General features: G+C 65.5%; 18 protein-coding genes. 11 read left to right on the forward strand and 7 right to left on the reverse strand.

Going from position 1 to position 16,877, the window contains the following annotated elements:
* Positions 1-21: 21 nt before the first annotated feature.
* The 6 genes from CYD53_RS21820 (at position 22) to CYD53_RS21845 (ending at position 4,960) form a co-directional block, all read left to right on the forward strand.
* A complete protein-coding gene (locus CYD53_RS21820) occupies positions 22-1,611 on the forward strand; it encodes an MDR family MFS transporter (protein WP_103720199.1) in 1,590 nt (529 codons plus the stop codon).
* A 77-nt stretch (positions 1,612-1,688) separates the two neighbouring features.
* A complete protein-coding gene (locus CYD53_RS21825; RefSeq protein WP_103720200.1) occupies positions 1,689-1,970 on the forward strand; it encodes a hypothetical protein in 282 nt (93 codons plus the stop codon).
* A gap of 233 nt (positions 1,971-2,203) precedes the next feature.
* Positions 2,204-2,548 carry an ArsR/SmtB family transcription factor gene (locus CYD53_RS21830; RefSeq protein ID WP_103720201.1) on the forward strand — a complete coding sequence of 115 codons (345 nt, stop codon included), beginning with the start codon at positions 2,204-2,206 and terminating at the stop codon, positions 2,546-2,548.
* A 104-nt stretch (positions 2,549-2,652) separates the two neighbouring features.
* Positions 2,653-3,141, forward strand: coding sequence for an SRPBCC family protein (locus CYD53_RS21835; RefSeq protein WP_103720202.1), 489 nt, complete (start codon positions 2,653-2,655; stop codon positions 3,139-3,141).
* A 102-nt stretch (positions 3,142-3,243) separates the two neighbouring features.
* On the forward strand, positions 3,244-3,993 hold the full coding sequence (locus CYD53_RS21840; RefSeq protein WP_103720203.1) for a DUF899 domain-containing protein: 750 nt from the start codon (positions 3,244-3,246) through the stop codon (positions 3,991-3,993).
* Between the two features lie 256 nt (positions 3,994-4,249).
* Positions 4,250-4,960: a DUF1428 domain-containing protein gene (locus CYD53_RS21845; protein WP_103720204.1), complete on the forward strand. Its 711-nt coding sequence runs from the start codon at positions 4,250-4,252 to the stop codon at positions 4,958-4,960.
* Between the two features lie 294 nt (positions 4,961-5,254).
* On the opposite strand, the gene CYD53_RS21850 is transcribed toward CYD53_RS21845, so the two are convergent.
* On the reverse strand, positions 5,255-6,481 hold the full coding sequence (locus CYD53_RS21850; RefSeq protein ID WP_103720258.1) for an SMP-30/gluconolactonase/LRE family protein: 1,227 nt from the start codon (positions 6,479-6,481) through the stop codon (positions 5,255-5,257).
* Positions 6,482-6,869: 388 nt separating this feature from the next.
* Between CYD53_RS21850 and CYD53_RS21855 the strand changes: the two genes are divergently transcribed.
* On the forward strand, positions 6,870-7,703 hold the full coding sequence (locus CYD53_RS21855) for a sulfite exporter TauE/SafE family protein (protein WP_103720205.1): 834 nt from the start codon (positions 6,870-6,872) through the stop codon (positions 7,701-7,703).
* A 63-nt stretch (positions 7,704-7,766) separates the two neighbouring features.
* Complete coding sequence (locus tag CYD53_RS21860; RefSeq protein WP_103720206.1) at positions 7,767-8,267, forward strand: GNAT family N-acetyltransferase; 501 nt, start codon at positions 7,767-7,769, stop codon at positions 8,265-8,267.
* Between the two features lie 4 nt (positions 8,268-8,271).
* Here the strand turns inward: CYD53_RS21860 and CYD53_RS21865 are convergent, their stop codons facing one another.
* On the reverse strand, positions 8,272-8,448 hold the full coding sequence (locus CYD53_RS21865; protein WP_103720207.1) for a DUF1289 domain-containing protein: 177 nt from the start codon (positions 8,446-8,448) through the stop codon (positions 8,272-8,274).
* Positions 8,445-9,317 (reverse strand): adenosylcobinamide-GDP ribazoletransferase, encoded by an 873-nt coding sequence (locus tag CYD53_RS21870; protein WP_103720208.1) that lies wholly within the window; start codon positions 9,315-9,317, stop codon positions 8,445-8,447. The genes CYD53_RS21865 and CYD53_RS21870 overlap by 4 nt, the downstream gene beginning before the upstream one ends.
* A gap of 115 nt (positions 9,318-9,432) precedes the next feature.
* Between CYD53_RS21870 and cobT the strand changes: the two genes are divergently transcribed.
* Entirely contained in the window at positions 9,433-10,464 is a 1,032-nt protein-coding gene (cobT, locus tag CYD53_RS21875) for a nicotinate-nucleotide--dimethylbenzimidazole phosphoribosyltransferase (RefSeq protein WP_103720259.1), read from the forward strand.
* Between the two features lie 7 nt (positions 10,465-10,471).
* Here the strand turns inward: cobT and CYD53_RS21880 are convergent, their stop codons facing one another.
* On the reverse strand, positions 10,472-11,371 hold the full coding sequence (locus CYD53_RS21880) for a LysR substrate-binding domain-containing protein (RefSeq protein WP_103720209.1): 900 nt from the start codon (positions 11,369-11,371) through the stop codon (positions 10,472-10,474).
* 339 nt (positions 11,372-11,710) lie between these two features.
* Here CYD53_RS21880 and ilvD point away from each other — a divergent pair, with 339 nt between their 5' ends.
* The gene (gene ilvD / locus CYD53_RS21885; protein WP_103720210.1) at positions 11,711-13,552 is read left to right on the forward strand and encodes a dihydroxy-acid dehydratase; all 1,842 of its coding nucleotides are present in this window, start codon (positions 11,711-11,713) and stop codon (positions 13,550-13,552) included.
* Between the two features lie 95 nt (positions 13,553-13,647).
* Here ilvD and CYD53_RS21890 read toward each other — a convergent pair whose 3' ends face one another.
* Entirely contained in the window at positions 13,648-15,165 is a 1,518-nt protein-coding gene (locus tag CYD53_RS21890) for a sensor histidine kinase (RefSeq protein WP_103720260.1), read from the reverse strand.
* Positions 15,166-15,251: 86 nt separating this feature from the next.
* Here CYD53_RS21890 and CYD53_RS21895 point away from each other — a divergent pair, with 86 nt between their 5' ends.
* Positions 15,252-15,803: a thermonuclease family protein gene (locus CYD53_RS21895; protein WP_103720211.1), complete on the forward strand. Its 552-nt coding sequence runs from the start codon at positions 15,252-15,254 to the stop codon at positions 15,801-15,803.
* 253 nt (positions 15,804-16,056) lie between these two features.
* Here the strand turns inward: CYD53_RS21895 and CYD53_RS21900 are convergent, their stop codons facing one another.
* Complete coding sequence (locus tag CYD53_RS21900; protein WP_103720212.1) at positions 16,057-16,584, reverse strand: GNAT family N-acetyltransferase; 528 nt, start codon at positions 16,582-16,584, stop codon at positions 16,057-16,059.
* The gene (locus tag CYD53_RS21905; RefSeq protein WP_103720213.1) at positions 16,572-16,877 is read right to left on the reverse strand and encodes a type II toxin-antitoxin system TacA family antitoxin; all 306 of its coding nucleotides are present in this window, start codon (positions 16,875-16,877) and stop codon (positions 16,572-16,574) included. The genes CYD53_RS21900 and CYD53_RS21905 overlap by 13 nt, the downstream gene beginning before the upstream one ends.

Below are 16,877 nucleotides of genomic sequence, written 5' to 3' on the forward strand. Positions count from 1 at the left end.
CGGCTTGCAAGGAGCTGGGCCATGTCTACGCAAATGCCGACCGTTGCCCCATCGACCCCGTCAACCGGTGACAAGGCGAGCTTGTCGACCTGGATCGCGATCACGGCCGGGGCCATCGGGGCCTTCATGGCGATCCTCAATATTCAGATCACCAACGCCTCGCTGCTCGATATCGAGGGCGGCATCGGCACCGGCATCGACAACGGCGCCTGGATCTCGACGTCCTACCTGATCGGCGAGATCATCGTCATCCCGCTGACGAGTTTTCTCAGCCGCGTCTTCTCGTTCAAGCTCTATATGATCTGGAGCACGATCGCGTTCGCCCTGTTCTCGATGGCCTGCGCCTTCGCCAGCAATCTCGGCGAGATGATCGCCATGCGCGGCCTTCAGGGCTTTGCCGGCGGCGTGCTCATCCCGATGGCTTTCACCATGGTCGCGACCCGCCTGCCCAAATCGCAGCAGCCGATGGGCCTGGCCATGTTCGCGCTGGCGGTGACATTCGCTCCGGCGATCGGGCCGACGATTGGCGGCTACCTCACCGAGAACTACGGCTGGCAGACGATCTTCTTCATCAACACGCTGCCCAGCGTCGCGATGGTGGTCGCGCTTTCACTGACGCTCGAAAAGCAGCCGTCACAGCTGGGCCTGCTCAAGCAGGGCGACTGGGCTGGCATCGCGACGATGGCGATCGGCCTGTCGGCGCTGCAGACCCTGCTCGAGGAGGGCAACAAGGAGGACTGGTTCCAGTCGACCTTCATCGTTCGTCTCGCAGCGATTGCCGCTGTGTTTCTGGGGGCCTTTGTCTGGATCGAGTTGACGGTCAAGAAGCCGCTTGTCGATCTCTCGCTGCTGAGGAACCGCAACTTTACAGTCGGCACGCTGTCGAACGTCCTGGTCGGGTTTGGCCTGTTCGGCTCGGTCTATGTCCTGCCGCAGTATCTCGGCCAGGTGCAGGGCTATAACGCCGAGCAGATCGGCATGGTCCTGGCGTGGACCGGGCTCCCGCAGCTTCTCCTCATTCCGCTTGTCCCGATGCTGATGAAGCGCTTCGACATCCGCTACATCACCTTTGTCGGCATCGCCCTGTTCGCCGCCTCATGTTTCATGAACACGCATATGTCGCTGAACTATTCCGGTGACCAGCTGTTCTGGCCCAACGTCGTCCGTGCCGTCGGCCAGTCGATGGTGATCACCCCGCTGACGGCGATCGCGATGATGAGCATCCAGCCCACGGACGCGGCGAACGCGTCGGGCCTGTTCAACATGCTCCGCAATCTTGGCGGCGCGGTCGGTACCGCCGTGCTTGGGACGATCATCACCAAGCGGGAGCAGTTTCATTCAAACATCATCGGACAGGCCGTCACGCCCTTCCGCGACGAGGTCAGGGGCCGCCTCGACCAGATGACCAACTACTTCATGTCGCACGGCGTCTCGGATCATGCGGCTGCCCAGCAGCAGGCAGTCATCGCGCTCGGCAAAACGGTGAAGCGGCAGGCGTTGGTCATGGGCTTCAGCGACACCTTCGCGATCATTGGCGTCATCCTGGCCATCGCGGCTGTTGCGATCCTGTTCGCCCGAAAAGGGCAGGGCAGTTCCGTTGCGGCGCACTGATCACCACGACCAAGGTCGGCCACCCGCCGCAGGCGAGTTTCCCAGCAATTGGCGCGAGCGCCAATGGATCAACGACCATGCAGAACGACCACGCTCCCTGTGTTGACAACGCCCGTGCCAAACTTCGTCGGCGCCAAGCCGAGCGAGACGAGCAGGACTACCTTGAGAGGCACAACCCAAGGCGTATTTCCTTGATCGAGGCCGCGCTTTATTTGCTCACTCTGGTCCTGTTTTACGATGCAATTCAGAGCGGATTTGCAAGGCCTGTAAGTCCTCCGGTTTCCCCGGTGTCTCTGGAGATCCAGGCCCCCTCGGACGATCTGGGCATCGAAGATTTTGACATCGATATCCGGCACTGACCACGGAAGGTGGCCGCCGACGGCCGCTATTGCTCGCTGCCTTTGCCGATAACCCAGAGCCTCTAATTCCACACACAGGCACCCTCCAGATCAATGACGTAAGCCATAACGGGCGCGGTTTGCGGCAGTTTTGCTCAACTGCGGCAGACTTTGAGACTCCCAACAACAAGAGCGCCATGTGGGTATCTGCGCGAGGCTTGACGGCGCCGAGTTGTGCGCCTAAACTTAACCTAATGGTTAAGTTTCAAGAGACGCAGCTCGACCGCACCTTTTCCGCTCTGTCCGATCCGACGCGGCGGGCGCTGCTGGCGCGTCTCGAGGGGGAGGACGGGCTCTCGATCAGCGAATTGGCGCGACCCTTTCCGGTCTCGCTGCCGGCGATCATGAAGCATCTCGACGTGCTCTCCGACGCCGGGCTGGTCACGCGCTCGAAGCAGGGGCGCACGGTGTCGTGCCGCCTCAACGCGGAACCGATGGAGGAGGCGATGGGCTGGCTCGCGCGCTACCAACGGTTCTGGACGCAGCGCCTCGATGCGCTGGAGGCGATGCTCAACGCGCAGCGCCAGGAGAAGAGCTGAAAGGCAAAAGAACGGCTGCAAGAGAACAGCTGAAAGCGAACACCTGAAAGACGACGCCCGCAGGAGGGCGCGCCTGAAACAGAAACGCGCCGGGAGGCGATGCGATGGATGCTCGAGCCAAGATCACTCCGAAAGCCAAGGCCACCCCGACCAGGGCTAATCCGCCCAGGACCACTCCTAGCCTGACGATGAAGCGGCGCCTGAACGCCAGCCCCGCCGAGGTCTATCGGGCCTGGACCGATCCCAAGCTGCTGACGCGCTGGTTCGGGCCGGAAAACGTCGAGACGCTGGAGGCCGAGCTCGATGTCCGGGTCGGTGGCGTCTACCGCATCGTGATGCTCGAAAACACCGGCGAGCGGCATCAGGTCTCGGGCGCCTATCAGGAGGTCGTCGAGAACGAGCGGCTGGTCTTCAGTTGGTCCTGGATCACGACGCCCGAGCGCGTCTCGCGCGTCACTGTCACGCTGAAGCCCGATGGCGACATCACCATCCTGACGCTGCTGCATGAGCAGCTCTTCGACGAGCAGGCGGTCAAGGGCCACACCCATGGCTGGACCGGCTCGATGGTCAAGCTGGAGGCGCTGTTCGCCTGATCGCGCATGCGATCGGCAACGGCTTTGGAATCCGGCCGGGCAGACGCCTGTCGACAAGAGCCCGGCCCAACCAAAAACCCTGCCCAACAAGGAGACGAGACGATGCAACATCAAGTCGTATCCCGCGAAGACTGGCTCTTGGCCCGCAAGGCGCATCTCGCCCGCGAAAAGGCGTTCACCCGGCAGCGCGACGCGCTCAGCGCCGAGCGGCGCGCCTTGCCCTGGGTCAAGGTGGATAAGGATTATGCCTTCGAGGGGCGGGATGGCCGCCTGACGCTGGCGGATCTGTTCGGCGCCAACAGCCAGCTCCTGATCTATCATTTCATGTTCGGGCCGGGCTGGACGGAGGGCTGTCCGGGCTGCTCCTTCCTCGCCGACCATTTCGACGGCGCGAACCTGCATCTGAAGCATCACGATGTCAGTCTCGTTGCCGTGTCGCGCGCGCCTTATGCGGAGTTCCAGCCGTTCCGGAAGCGCATGGGCTGGGATTTCGCCTGGGTCTCCTCGGCAGGCAGCGACTTCAACGACGACTTCCACGTCTCGCCGAGCCCGGCCGAGCGCGCGGCGGGACGCTACGAATACAATTACGAGATGCATGACGGGGAGGGCGGCGAGATGCCGGGCTTCAGCGTGTTCTATCGCAACGAGGCCGGCGAGATCTTCCACACCTACTCGACCTATGCGCGCGGCGGCGACCTGCTCATCGGCGCGAACAACTTTCTCGACATGATGCCCAAGGGCCGCAACGAGACCACGATCATGGACTGGATGCGCCATCATGATCGCTATGAGGACAAGCCCGCCGCGAAGGGAGCCTCCGAGCCGGCGCCCGCGAGCGCCTGCTGCGGCTGACAGGCCGCTTGAGATACCCCTCAGCCCTCATCCTGGGGAGCGCTCCGCAGGAGCGCGTCTCGAAGGATGTCCAGGAGGCTCGCGAATCATCTGGAGCATCCTTCGAGACGCAGCGAAGCGGCTCCTCAGGATGAGGGCTGGAGATTCCAAATGGGCTCCAAGCCCGCGCCCTGTCGTTTTGGCGCCCGCTTCATCGAGTGCGGCGCTGGCCTGCCGGTTCTCTCTAACCGGCCTCTAACCCCATGGGAGTGAAGCCATGACCTATGTGCAAGGATTCGTCGTCGCCGTTCCGGCCGCGAACAAGGAGGCCTATCGCCAGCATGCCGCTGAGGCCGCCCCGATCTTCAGGGAGTTCGGCGCGACCCGCATCGTCGAGGCCTGGGGCGACGACATCCCCGACGGCAAGCTGACCGACTTCAAGGGCGCGGTGAAGGCTGCGCCCGACGAGGTCGTCGTCTTCTCCTGGCTCGAATTTCCCGACAAGGCTGCCGCCGACGCCGCGAATGAGAAGATGATGAACGACCCGCGCATGAAGGAGATGGGCGCGTCCATGCCCTTCGACGGCAAGCGCATGATCTATGGCGGATTCGCGTCGCTTGCCCAGCAGGGCGCCAGCCATGGCATGGCCTATGTCGACGGCATGGTCGCAGCGGTCCCGGCCGGCAACAAGGATGCCTATCGCGATTTCTGCAGGCATCACGGCGCCGTTCTGTGCGAGCACGGCGCCGCCCGCGTCGTCGACAGCTGGGGCGAGGATGTTCCCGACGGCAAGCTCACCGATTTCAAGCGGGCGGTGAAGGCGACGGGCGACGAGAAGGTGGTCTATTCCTGGATCGAGTGGCCCTCGAAGGCCGTCCGCGACGCCGGCTGGCGGAAGGTCATGGCCGATCCGCGGATGCAGCGCGAGATGCCCTTCGACGGCAAGCGCCTGATCCATGGCGGCTTCGCCCCGATCCTCGACGCGTAATACCAGCGCCTTTGACGCTGAGTTACGGCGTTATTCTCCCCGTCATTCCGGGGCAGGCCGCAGGCCTGAGCCCGCAACCCAGAACCGATGTGCGTCCTCGTGAAGCGAGCCGGCTGCCCCGTGTCTTCTCAAGCAGCGGCATCGGTTCTGGGTTCCGGGCTCGATCCTTCGGATCGCCCCGGAATGACGGGGGAGGATGACGCCATCGGTCATCGCCAAAGGCCGTCTGCTTTGCCGCCGGAATGATGGAGGAGCCCCGGAGCGTACCGCTCCGGGGCTCCTCCATGAGAGCGCTCAGCCCGGCCCGGCTCCTTGCGTCGCAAGATAGACCGCGTAGATCGACTGGCTCGCGGCCATGAACAGCCGGTTGCGCTTGGGGCCGCCGAAGCAGATGTTGCCGCAGACCTCCGGCAGCCTGATCCGGCCGATCACCTTGCCGGCCGGGTTGAACACCGTGACGCCGTTATAACCGACATTGCGCCCGGCATTGGACGAGGCCCAGAGATTGCCCTCGACATCGCAGCGCAAGCCGTCCGGCCCGCAATTGATGCCGTCGATCATGCAATCGGCGAAGAGCTTCTGGTTCGAGAGCTTGTTGTCGGCGCCGACATCGAAGACATGGATGTCGCCCTTACCGCCCGGCCCGGTGTCGCCCGGTCCCTTGCCGGTCGAGGCGATGTAGAGCTTCTTGAAATCGGGCGAGAAGCACAGGCCGTTGGGGTCGGGCACCTGCTGCTCGGTGGCGACGATGTCGAGGCGCCCGCTCGGGTCGAGCCGGTAGGTGTTGGTCGGCAATTCGCGCTTCGCCAGCCCGATGCCGGGCAACTGGCCAAGCCGCGGATTGATCTTGCCATTGGCGTTGCTCGGGCCGCCGGCGGCGTCCGGTGCGCCCTCATAGAGCTGGCCGCCATAGGGCGGGTCGGTGAACCAGTAGCTGCCGTCGGGATGGGCTGCGATATCATTGGGCGAGTTCAGCTTCTTGCCCTGGAAACTGTCGGCGAGCACGGTCGCAGAACCGTCGAGCTCATAGCGCACGACGCGGCGGTTGAGATGCTCGCAGGAGAGCTGCCGGCCCTGGAAGTCGAAGCTGTTGCCGTTGCTGTTGCCGGAGGGCGCGCGGAAGACGCTGACATGGCCGTCATCCTCGATCCAGCGCATCTGGCGGTTGCGCGGGATGTCGCTCCAGACCAGATATTGCCCCTGTGCGTTCCAGGCCGGCCCCTCGACCCAGAGCCCGCCGGTCCAGAGCCGCTGGATCGCGGCGTTGGGCTGGGCCAGGCCATTGAAGGACGGGTCGACTGCGATGATGTCGGGATCCCAGAAATAGGTCGTCGGCTGGCCGCGCCGGCTGAAATCGCGCGGCGGGTTGGTGATGGTTGTCGGTGGTGCGGCGGGGCTGGCGGCGGTCTGCGCCAGAACGGGGCCAGCGGCCGCGGCGAGTACGCCGGCACTGGCCGCCCTGATCAGGGCTCGCCGCGAAAGCGCGCCTTGCGGAGATCTCGCTTCATAGGAGTCCGTCATCATAACCTCCCTCAATTTTTATTGATTGAAACGATTTAGTCCGGGTGCTGCATGCCATCTCCGGGGTGTCTCTGATCCTTTCCTGTGATGGGTTGCAGCGGCGTCGGTTCCAGGAGCTTAGAGCATCGCTCCTGCGAAAAACCAGTGTCCGTTTTTTCACATCCGGCTCTCGGACGCGGCCTCAGGATCGGCCGCGCCGTCGCGCTCGGTCGAGTCCCGTGGCAGCGGGGCTGCCTTGCCGCAGCCGCATGGGAGGAGACTCGTTCCGGTCCGGCTCTTGCTTGTCCCGCTCCTGTCCTGCCTTGGCATGCCGGCCCTGCCGCAGGCGCCTTGCCGTCGCAGGCGAAATCGCCCACAGGATGCGCCTCGAATTCACCGGGCTCATCCCATGTTTGCTGGAATACCGATCGGCGACCTCGCCTTCCTCGCCGTCTCGCTCGTCGTCGCAGGCGCCTTCACAGGCGTGCTCGCAGGCCTTTTCGGCGTCGGTGGCGGCGCGGTCATCGTGCCGGTGCTCTACGAGGTCTTCCGCGTCATCGGCGTGCCCGAAGAGGTGCGCATGCCGCTTTGCGTCGGCACCTCGCTCGCCATCATCATCCCGACCTCGATCCGCTCCTTCAACGCCCATCGCGCCAAGGGGCTGGTCGATCTCGACATTCTCAAGGTCTGGGCGGTTCCGGTCGTGCTCGGCGTCCTCCTCGGCAGCTATGTCGCCCGCTTCGCGCCGCCTGATCTGTTCAAGATCGTCTTCGTCGTCGTCGCGGTCGCCAGCGCCATGCGCCTGCTCTTCGCCTCGGATCGCTGGCAGCTCGGCTCCGAGATGCCGGGCAGGCCGCTGATGACGGTCTATGGCGGCATCATCGGCGTGCTCTCGGCCCTGATGGGCATTGGCGGCGGCCAGTTGTCGAGCCTGTTCATGACCTTCTATGGCCGCCCGATCCACCAGGCCGTCGCGACCTCCTCGGGGCTGGGCGTGCTGATCTCGATCCCTGGCGCGCTCGGCTTCATCTATGCCGGCTGGCCGAAGATGAACCTCCTGCCGCCGCTCTCGCTCGGCTATGTCTCCTTCATCGGCTTCCTGCTCTTCATCCCGACCTCGATCTGGACGGCCCCGATCGGCGCGCGCCTGGCGCATAGGCTCTCGAAGCGCAAGCTGGAGGTGGCCTTCGGGCTGTTCCTGCTGGTCATCGCCGCGCGCTTCCTCTGGTCGCTGCTTGCCTGAAGGGGGCAAGTTATGGAGGAAGCCAAGTGATGGAGGGAGGCAAGTGATGGAGGGAGGCAAGTGATGGCTGCTCAGACCCGGCACATTCGCATTCGCCATCTCACGGAGGCCGACCATTCGGCGCTGGTGGCTCTGATGGTCGAGATGCAGGGGCATTATCGCGTGCCGTGCCCGGAGCCGGCGCAGATCCTGGCCGGCATCGCGGCGCCGCCGGCCGGCGTCGAGATCCTGATCGCCGAGGATGGGGCGGCGCTGCTCGGCTTCGCCGCGGCGGCGGCGATCTATCCCGGGCCCGGCCTGACCTCGGGCTTCTTCCTGAAGGAGCTTTACGTGGCGCGTGAGGCACGTGGCGCCGGCATCGGCCGCGCCCTGATGCGTGCCCTTGCCGACCTCGCCTTGGTGCGCGGCCATAAGCGTCTCGACTGGACGGCGGACGCCGCCAATCCCGAATTGCTGCGCTTCTATGAGAGCCTCGGCGCGGTCGCGCAGCGGGAGAAGATCTTCTACCGGCTGGCGGGCGAGGCGCTCGTCGCGACGGCCCGCAGCGCCACTCCGCAGGATTGAGCGGTCAGCTTCGCTGCGCCCGCATGCGCTCCGGCAGAAGCGCCATCACCGCCAGCCGCTGCGCCTCGCTCATGCCGGCCCATTGCGCGATTTCCTTGAGCGTCCGGCCGCAGCCCTGGCAGAGCTTGCTGGCGGGGTCGATCACGCAGATCTTGACGCAGGGGCTCGACGCGGTGGTCACGGCTTGGCGGCTCCCAGCATGAGCGCGAAGCCGAGATAGATCGCGATCTCGGAGAGCTGCTGCATCGCGCCGACGATATCGCCGGTCTGACCGCCGATCAGGCGGCGGCAGAGCCGCTTGAGTATCGTCCCGGTGCCGAAGCTCAGGAACAGGCCGAGGGCCAGGCCGAAGGGGGGCAGGGAAAGCGTGTTGTCGAGGGCGATCGCGAAGGCCGCCGACAGACAAAATGCGATCAGGGCTGTGCGCCCCGTCGGCCGGCCGACCGCCACCGATGCGCCCTCCCTACGCGCCGGTTTCTCGGTCGCGAGCAGATAGATGCCCTCCGCCCGGGACCAGGGCGCGGCGATGAGGACGGCGCCGGCCGCAGCCCAGGGGCCGGCCGCCGCCAGGATCGCGGCCAGCGTCGTGACGCGCAGCAGCAGCGACAATCCCAGCGCCATCACGCCGAAGCTGCCGACGCGGCTGTCCTTCATGATCTCCAGGCGCCGTTCCGGGGTATGTCCGCCGAACAGCCCATCAGTGGCGTCGGCGAGACCGTCCTCATGGAAGGCCCCGGTGGCGAGCACGAGCGCGCTGACGGCAAGCACGGCTGACAGCGTCGGGTTGATGCCGGCAAGGCCCGCCCCCAGCAGGATCAGCGCCGCCGGCAGCGCGATGAGGAGGGCGGCGAGCGGCAAGGCGCGCGGCACCAGCCGGAAATCCGGCATGGCGTGGACCTCGCCTTCGCTCGCCAGGCGCGGAAACGGCAGCCGCGAATAGAAGCGCACGCAGATCGCGGTCGCCGCCAGCCAGCCCGGCCAAATCGGCTCGTCCTCAAATGACGGCTCGCCTTGCCCCGCATTTGCGCTCTCGGCCTGCGTTTCGCTCATGCGGTCTCGTCGTCCTCGATTGTCTTCATGCGCCCGAGCCTATAGCAGCAGCGGCGAGCCGGCCGCCATGGCGAAGCGCCCGGTGCCCATCTCCGCATCGCCCGACGAGACGCCCATGCCCGCTTCCGGCTTGCCCTTCGACGATATCCGTCAGCTCATTGCCGCCATGCCCGGCCCCGACATGGCCGCGGCCAATGCGGTGCGGGCTCGCGACAAGGAACTGACCAAGCCGGCCGGCAGCCTCGGCCGCATGGAGGAGATCGCCGAATGGCTCGCCGCCTGGCAGGCCAAGCCGATCCCGCGCGTCGACCGGCCGCTGGTCTGCGTCTTCGCCGGCAATCACGGCGTCGTGGCCCAGGGCGTCTCCGCCTTTCCGCAGGCGGTCACGCGTCAGATGCTGGAGAATTTCGCCGCCGGCGGCGCGGCGATCAACCAGATCTGCGCGGCCTTCGATATCGGCTTCAAGGTCTTCGATCTCGCGCTCGACCTGCCGACCGGCGATTTCACGCAAGGCGACGCGCTCGACGAGCGCGCCTGTGTCGCCACCATGGCCTTCGGCATGGAGGCGCTCGCGGGCGGGGCTGATCTGCTTTGCCTCGGCGAGATGGGCATCGGCAACACCACCTCCGCAGCCGCGATCTATGCCGCGCTCTATGGCGGCGATGCCGCGATCTGGTGCGGCCGCGGCACCGGTGTCGACGACGCCGGCCTGAAGCGCAAGGTCGCCGCCGTCGAGGCGGGGCTTGCCCTGCACGCGGCCCATCTGCGCGACCCGCTCGAGGTCCTGCGCCGCTTCGGCGGGCGCGAGATCGCGGCGATCTGCGGCGCCATCATCGCCGCGCGCTCGCAGCGCATCCCGGTCATTCTCGACGGCTATGTCGTCACCGCCGCCGCCGCGATCCTGCACGCGCTGGAGCCGTCATCGATCGACCATTGCCTCGCCGGCCATCTCTCGGCCGAGGGCGCGCATGCGCAGGTCCTGGCCCGACTCGGCAAGCAGCCGCTGCTGGCGCTCGACATGCGGCTGGGCGAGGGCACCGGGGCAGCGCTTGCCGCTTCGCTGGTCAAGGCCGCCGCCGCGATCCATTCCGGCATGGCGACCTTCGCTCAGGCCGGTGTGGCGGGGAAGGGGGCGGCGGAGGCCTGAGCCCTCGTCAGGCTTCGCCCTGGCTGCTCTCGTCGCCGCCTTGCGTCAGCGCCTGCCGCAGGAAGTCGCAGAGCGCCCGCATCGCGGGGCTGGCGCGGCCAGGCGCCATGTGCAGCGCGATCTCGGAGGCCGGCAGGGCCGGCAAACCATCGGCCGCGCCGAGCAGTCGCAGGCCCGGCCGCGCCGTGCCGGCCTTGACGATGGTCACGGCGGCGCCCGAGGCCGCCATGGCCTCGACCGCGCCGATGCTGGAACTGCTGAACAGGATGCGCCAGCTCAGCCCCGCCGCGTTCAGGGCGGCGAGCCCCCATTCCCGGTACATGTTGGGCGCGCTGAGCAGGGCAAGCTTGAGGGGCTCCTCCAGAGACAGGCCATGTTCTCGAGACAGATCATGCCGGTCCGAGCAGGCCCAGACGGTGCGTTCGCTGCGCAGCACCTCGCCGCGCCCGTCGCCCTGCTTCTGGGTGGTGAGGACGAGATCGAACTCTTCGCCGAGCCTGGTCAGCAGGTCGCGGGTGAAACCGGTCGTGACCTCGAGCTCGACATCGGGATGGGAGCGCACGAAGCGGGCGAGGGTCTCCGGCAGCACGATCGTGGCGTAGTCGTCCATCACCGCCAGCCGCACCGGCCCGCTCACGCTCTGCGCATCGGCGACGTCGAGCGCCTCGTCATGCAAGGCCACGATGCGGCGCGCATAACCCAGGAAATCCTCGCCGGCGCGCGTCAGCGCCACCTCATGGGGCGAGCGCTGCAGCAAGGTGTGGCCGACCAGCTCCTCCAGCCGGCGCACCTGCGAGCTGATCGTCGACTGGCTGCGGAACAGCGCTGCCGCCGCCCGCGTAAAACTGCCCTTCTCGGCGATGGTCACGAGGCAGCGCATCAGGTCGATGTCGATATTGCGGATCATGCGGTGTCTTTCGGACGCGCCTGCCGTCGAGATCGCCGGCCATGCCCCGTTATGCCAACTCCGGCGAGCCGTCTCCAGCTGGAGCAATTTGCTTAAACGCGTTTTCTTCACGCGAGCCGGTATCCACTTCGCTCGAAAACGCTCTTTCTGCGACAGCGGCTTGCGATCGGCCGCGCCGATCCTGGAAATCGAAGAATTCAATTTTGCCGGCGGCGGCGCAGCCGCTAGAGCAGGATGCGAAAACGTGGGGACCGGTTTTTTGTGTCGATCCTGCTCTCCCTCTCTGGTGAGTGCCGGCGATATTCTGACGTCCAGTCTCCCGGGCGGAGAGGGTGAACCATGCCGAAGCTGAGATCCGACACCACCACCAAGGGCCGCAACATGGCCGGCGCGCGCGGCCTCTGGCGCGCCACCGGCATGAAGGACTCAGATTTCGGCAAGCCGATCATCGCCGTGGTCAACTCCTTCACCCAGTTCGTGCCCGGCCATGTCCATCTCAAGGATCTCGGCCAGCTCGTCGCCCGCGAGATCGAACAGGCCGGCGGCGTCGCCAAGGAGTTCAACACCATCGCGGTCGATGACGGCATCGCCATGGGCCATGACGGCATGCTCTACAGCCTGCCCTCGCGCGAGATCATCGCCGACAGCGTCGAGTACATGGTCAACGCCCATTGCGCCGACGCGATGGTCTGCATCTCGAACTGCGACAAGATCACGCCCGGCATGCTGATGGCGGCGATGCGGCTCAACATCCCCACCGTCTTCGTCTCCGGCGGGCCGATGGAAGCGGGCAAATACATCGCCGAGGGCGTGCTCAAGAAAGTCGACCTCGTCGATGCGATGGTGGCTGCCGCCGACAGCAAATATTCCGACAGCGAAGTCGATGTGATCGAGCGCTCCGCCTGCCCGACCTGCGGCTCCTGCTCGGGCATGTTCACCGCCAATTCGATGAACTGCCTCACCGAGGCGCTGGGGCTGGCGCTGCCGGGCAACGGCTCGGTGCTGGCGACGCATGCCGACCGCAAGCGCCTCTTCGTCGAGGCGGGGCACCTGATCGTCGACATCGCCCGGCGCTGGTACGAGCAGGATGATGCGAGCGTGCTGCCGCGCAATGTCGCGAGCTTCAAGGCCTTCGAGAACGCGATGACGCTCGACATCGCCATGGGCGGCTCGACCAATACGGTGCTGCATCTGCTCGCCGCCGCCCATGAGGCCGAGATCGCTTTCACCATGGCCGATATCGACCGGTTGTCGCGGCGTGTGCCGGTGCTGTGCAAGGTCGCGCCTTCGGTCGCCAACGTCCATATGGAGGATGTCCACCGCGCCGGCGGCATCATGGCGATCCTCGGCGAGCTCGATCGCGCCGGGCTGATCGACACCTCGCTGCCGACGGTCCATGCGGCGACGATGGCGGAAGCCCTGTCGCGCTGGGACATCACGCGGACGCAAAGCGAGGCGGTGAAGAGCTTCTACAGCGCAGCCCCCGGCGGTGTGCCGACGCAGGTCGCCTTCAGCCAGGAGCGCCGCTTCGAGGAACTCGATCTCGATCGCGCCGGCGGCGTGATCCGCGACAAGGATCATGCCCATTCCAGGGATGGCGGGCTCGCCGTGCTGTCCGGGAACATCGCGCTCGACGGTTGCATCGTGAAGACGGCCGGCGTCGACGCCTCGATCCTGAGCTTCTCCGGGCCGGCGGTGATCTTCGAGAGCCAGGACGCCGCCGTCGAGGGCATCCTCAACCGCAAGGTTAGGGAAGGCGACGTCGTCGTCATTCGCTATGAGGGGCCGCGCGGCGGGCCGGGCATGCAGGAAATGCTTTATCCGACGAGCTATCTGAAATCGAAGGGGCTCGGCAAGGCCTGCGCGCTGGTCACCGATGGGCGCTTCTCGGGCGGCTCGTCGGGCCTCTCGATCGGCCATGTCTCGCCTGAAGCGGCAGAAGGGGGCGCGATCGGCCTGGTCGAGAATGGCGACATCATCGCCATCGATATCCCCAACCGCGGCATCAGCCTGCAGGTCTCGGAGGAGGAGCTGGCGCGCCGGCGTGCCGCGATGGAGGCCAAGGGCAAGGACGCCTGGAAGCCCGCCGCGCCGCGCAAGCGCAAGATCACGACCGCGCTCAAGGCCTATGCCGCGATGACGACGAGCGCTGCCAAAGGCGCAGTCCGGGTCGTGGACTGAATGTGGGGGCGAATGGCGAAATAGCGAATAGCGAGTGGTGAGTAGCGAGTAGAGCCACTCTCACCATTCGCTATTCGCCATTCGCCACTCGCCTTTCAGGCCGCCCTCGTCGTCGGCTCCGGCAGGGCCGCCAGCGTATCCATCACCCGCTCGGCCGGGAGCGTGATCGTCACTTCGGTTCCGGCGCGCGGCTTCGATTTCAGGTGGAAGCCGCCGCCATGCAGGTCGATCAGCCCCTTCACGATCGGCAGGCCGAGGCCTGAGCCCTGCTCGGCCGTCTTGATCGCCAGCGAGCCGCGCCCGAAGGTCTGCAGCACGATCGGGATTTCATCCTCCGGGATGCCGGGTCCGGTATCGGTGATCGAGACATATTGTCCGCCATTGGCGGTCCAGCCGACCTTGATCGAGATCTCGCCGCCCTGCGGGGTGAACTTGATCGCGTTGGAGAGGATGTTCAGCACCACCTGCCGGATCGCCCGCTCATCGGCCCAGACCTTGGGCAGATGCGGTTCGATCGCCTCGCGGATCGTCTGGCCCTTGGCCTTGGCGCGCAGGTTCAGCATGTGGCGGCAATCATCGGCGATGGCGGCGAGCGAGAGTGCCTCCTCGTTGAGCTCGTATTTGCCGGCCTCGATGCGCGAGAGATCGAGGATCTCGTTGATCAGCTCGAGCAGATGCTGGCCCGAGCCGTGGATGTCGGCGGAATATTCCTTGTAGGCGGCGTTGGCGTGCCCGCCGAAAACCTCGTTCTTCATCACCTCCGAGAAGCCCAGGATCGCGTTGAGCGGCGTGCGCAGCTCATGGCTCATCGTGGCGAGGAAGCGTGATTTGGCGAGGTTGGCTTCCTCCGCCTTGCGCCGGGCCTCGTCGGAATTGGCGGTCGCAGTTTCCAGCTCCGCGATCAGCGCGTCCTTTTCGGCGCGGAATTCGATTGTGGAAACCGAGCTGGCATAGAGCCGGTTGGCCAGGAAGATGAAGAAGAACTGGGCGGACGCCGCCATCAGCGCCATCGTCACGCTGTCGATATCGTTGCGACCCCAGAAGAACAGGCCGATGCCGACGGTGATCGGCAGCAGCCCGGCATAGACCGCGATCGGAATCGAGGCCGACAGCATCACAGTCAGCGCGCTGACGATCAGCAGGGTCGTGGTGACGAAGACCTTGGCCCCAGGCGCGCCGCTCTGCGCGAACAGCAGCAGGATCAGGGACCAGGTGAAGCCATGGACCCCTTCCGCCAGGGCGAAGAGACGGCGCCACAGCTTGATCCGGACATCGCCGGTCTCCTGCGCGAGGAAACGCCGGCACAGGATCACGATCACCAGCGAGCTGAGGATGACGGCGCCGACCCAGGGCGCGACCCTGTAGACGGGTATCCACAGGCAGGCCGCCGCCGCGATGCAAAGCGCCAGCACCAGCGTGCCGGCGGTGCCGTTCATGCGGTATTGTGCGAACAGCCGCAGCAATTCGTAGTCGAAGGCGCGCTCGAGCCCGGTCGAGGAGGTCAGCCGCTCGCGCACCGACTTGACCTCGCGCGTGACGAGCTTGCGGCGCGCCAATGCGTTCGGGTCGGGCCCACGCCCGCGTTGCACCTGTTCAGCCGTGACTTCCGCCATGATCGGAGCAAAAATGTCCTCGCCCGGCGGCGCAGGATGCACCGCCGGCTCGCCATCATGGTCGGTAAATCGTTAAGCTCTTCCTGATGGCGCGCTTCGGATTCGGTCGTTTCAGGTCAGGCCCCTTCGGCTGGCGGCGCGTCAGCCGGCTGGTCGATCTCGTGGTCGCCCTTGGAATCCTTGGTTTATTGGCGATAGCGGGCGCCGTGCTGCAATATCGGCTCGGGCCTGCTCGTATGCTGACCGGCGCGGCGCAGGCGATCGACGGCGATTCGCTCAGGCTGAATGGCGAGGAATTGCGCCTGGAAGGGCTGGATGCGCCCGAATATCGCCAGAGCTGCATGACCAAGGCGGGCAGGCCGGTCGATTGCGGACGCAGTGCGCGCCGCGCCCTGGCCGATTTGCTGGTGCGTGGCCTCGTCACCTGCGAGATCAGCAAGCTCGATCGCTATGGCCGCGGCCTCGCCCATTGCCGCGTCGGCGAGATCGACATCAACGCCGAGCTGGTACGGCAGGGCCAGGCGGTCGCCTATGGCGGCTATCGCAATGAGGAAGAGCAGGCGAGGGCGGCCGGGCGCGGGCTCTGGGCGCTCGACTTCGAGCGGCCCGAGACCTGGCGACGGGAACATCCACGTTAGAGCCCGTTTGGAACCTCCAGCCCTCATCCTGAGGAGCCGCGTCAGCGGCGTCTCGAAGGATGCTCCAGATGGTTCCGGAGCCTCCCGGAGCATCCTTCGAGACGCCATTCCCAAGGGAATGGCTCCTGAGGATGAGGGCTGAGGGAATTCCCAAACGGTGTCTTAGAGCGTTGCTACGAGAGCCGGCATCGGTTTTTCTCGAGGGCAATGCTCGACGGCGGCCTTACGAGATCTCGTTGAACTTCGCGGTGTTTCAGCCGAGAGCCCTGATCGCAGTCTCGATCGGTATGAACATCGTCCTGCTCTCCGCGGGGAATTCAACAAAATCGAAACGCGTGTAGAAGGCCGCGGCACTGTCATCGATAGCGTGCACGAGGACGCCTCGCACGCCGATGATTTTGGAGGTTTGGATTGCCCGAAGAAGAGCGTCCTTCAGAAGGCCGGCACCGATACCCTGTCGCTCGTGAGTTTTGCACACCGCCAAGCGACCAAGGACGATCATCGGCACGGGATCCGGGCTGTTTCTCCGCAGCTTTCCAGGCGCTGCCCCCAATCTGACGGAGGCGCTCGAAATGCAGTAGTAGCCCACGACGAGATTGCGCTCGGCGCAGACATATGTGCGGCTGGTTTGCCCTTCGCTTTTCACAGCGCGAGCCTTCAGCCAATCGTCGAGGGCATCGTGGCCGCAGGCGAACCGGCTGAGATCGTGATGAGAGGTGATGGGGCTCGGGGGCGAAAGACCGCTCCCGAACTTCGTCGATATGTTCGTCACGTCTCCCATGGGGATTTCTCGGCGAACAGTCTCTTCAGTCGTGAGCTGGGCGGCGGCGGATTGTCGAGGACATCCATAAACGCTTCGAACTGCGCCTCGTTCAGAGAGAACAGCTTCTGATCGATCAAGACATCGATCGCGTGCTGCTTCGCACTCTCCAGCATGAACTCCGTACGCGTTTTCCCGACGACATTTGCAGCGGTGTCGATGAGATCTCGTGTCTGCCGGGGTACTCTCAGGTTTATCGTCGTCGTCTTCGTTTCCGATGCCGGTCGCTTCTCGACAGATGCGGCGGGTGGCAT

Source organism: Allobosea psychrotolerans, from assembly GCF_002917105.1.
Classification (GTDB): Bacteria; Pseudomonadota; Alphaproteobacteria; order Rhizobiales; family Beijerinckiaceae; genus Allobosea; species Allobosea psychrotolerans.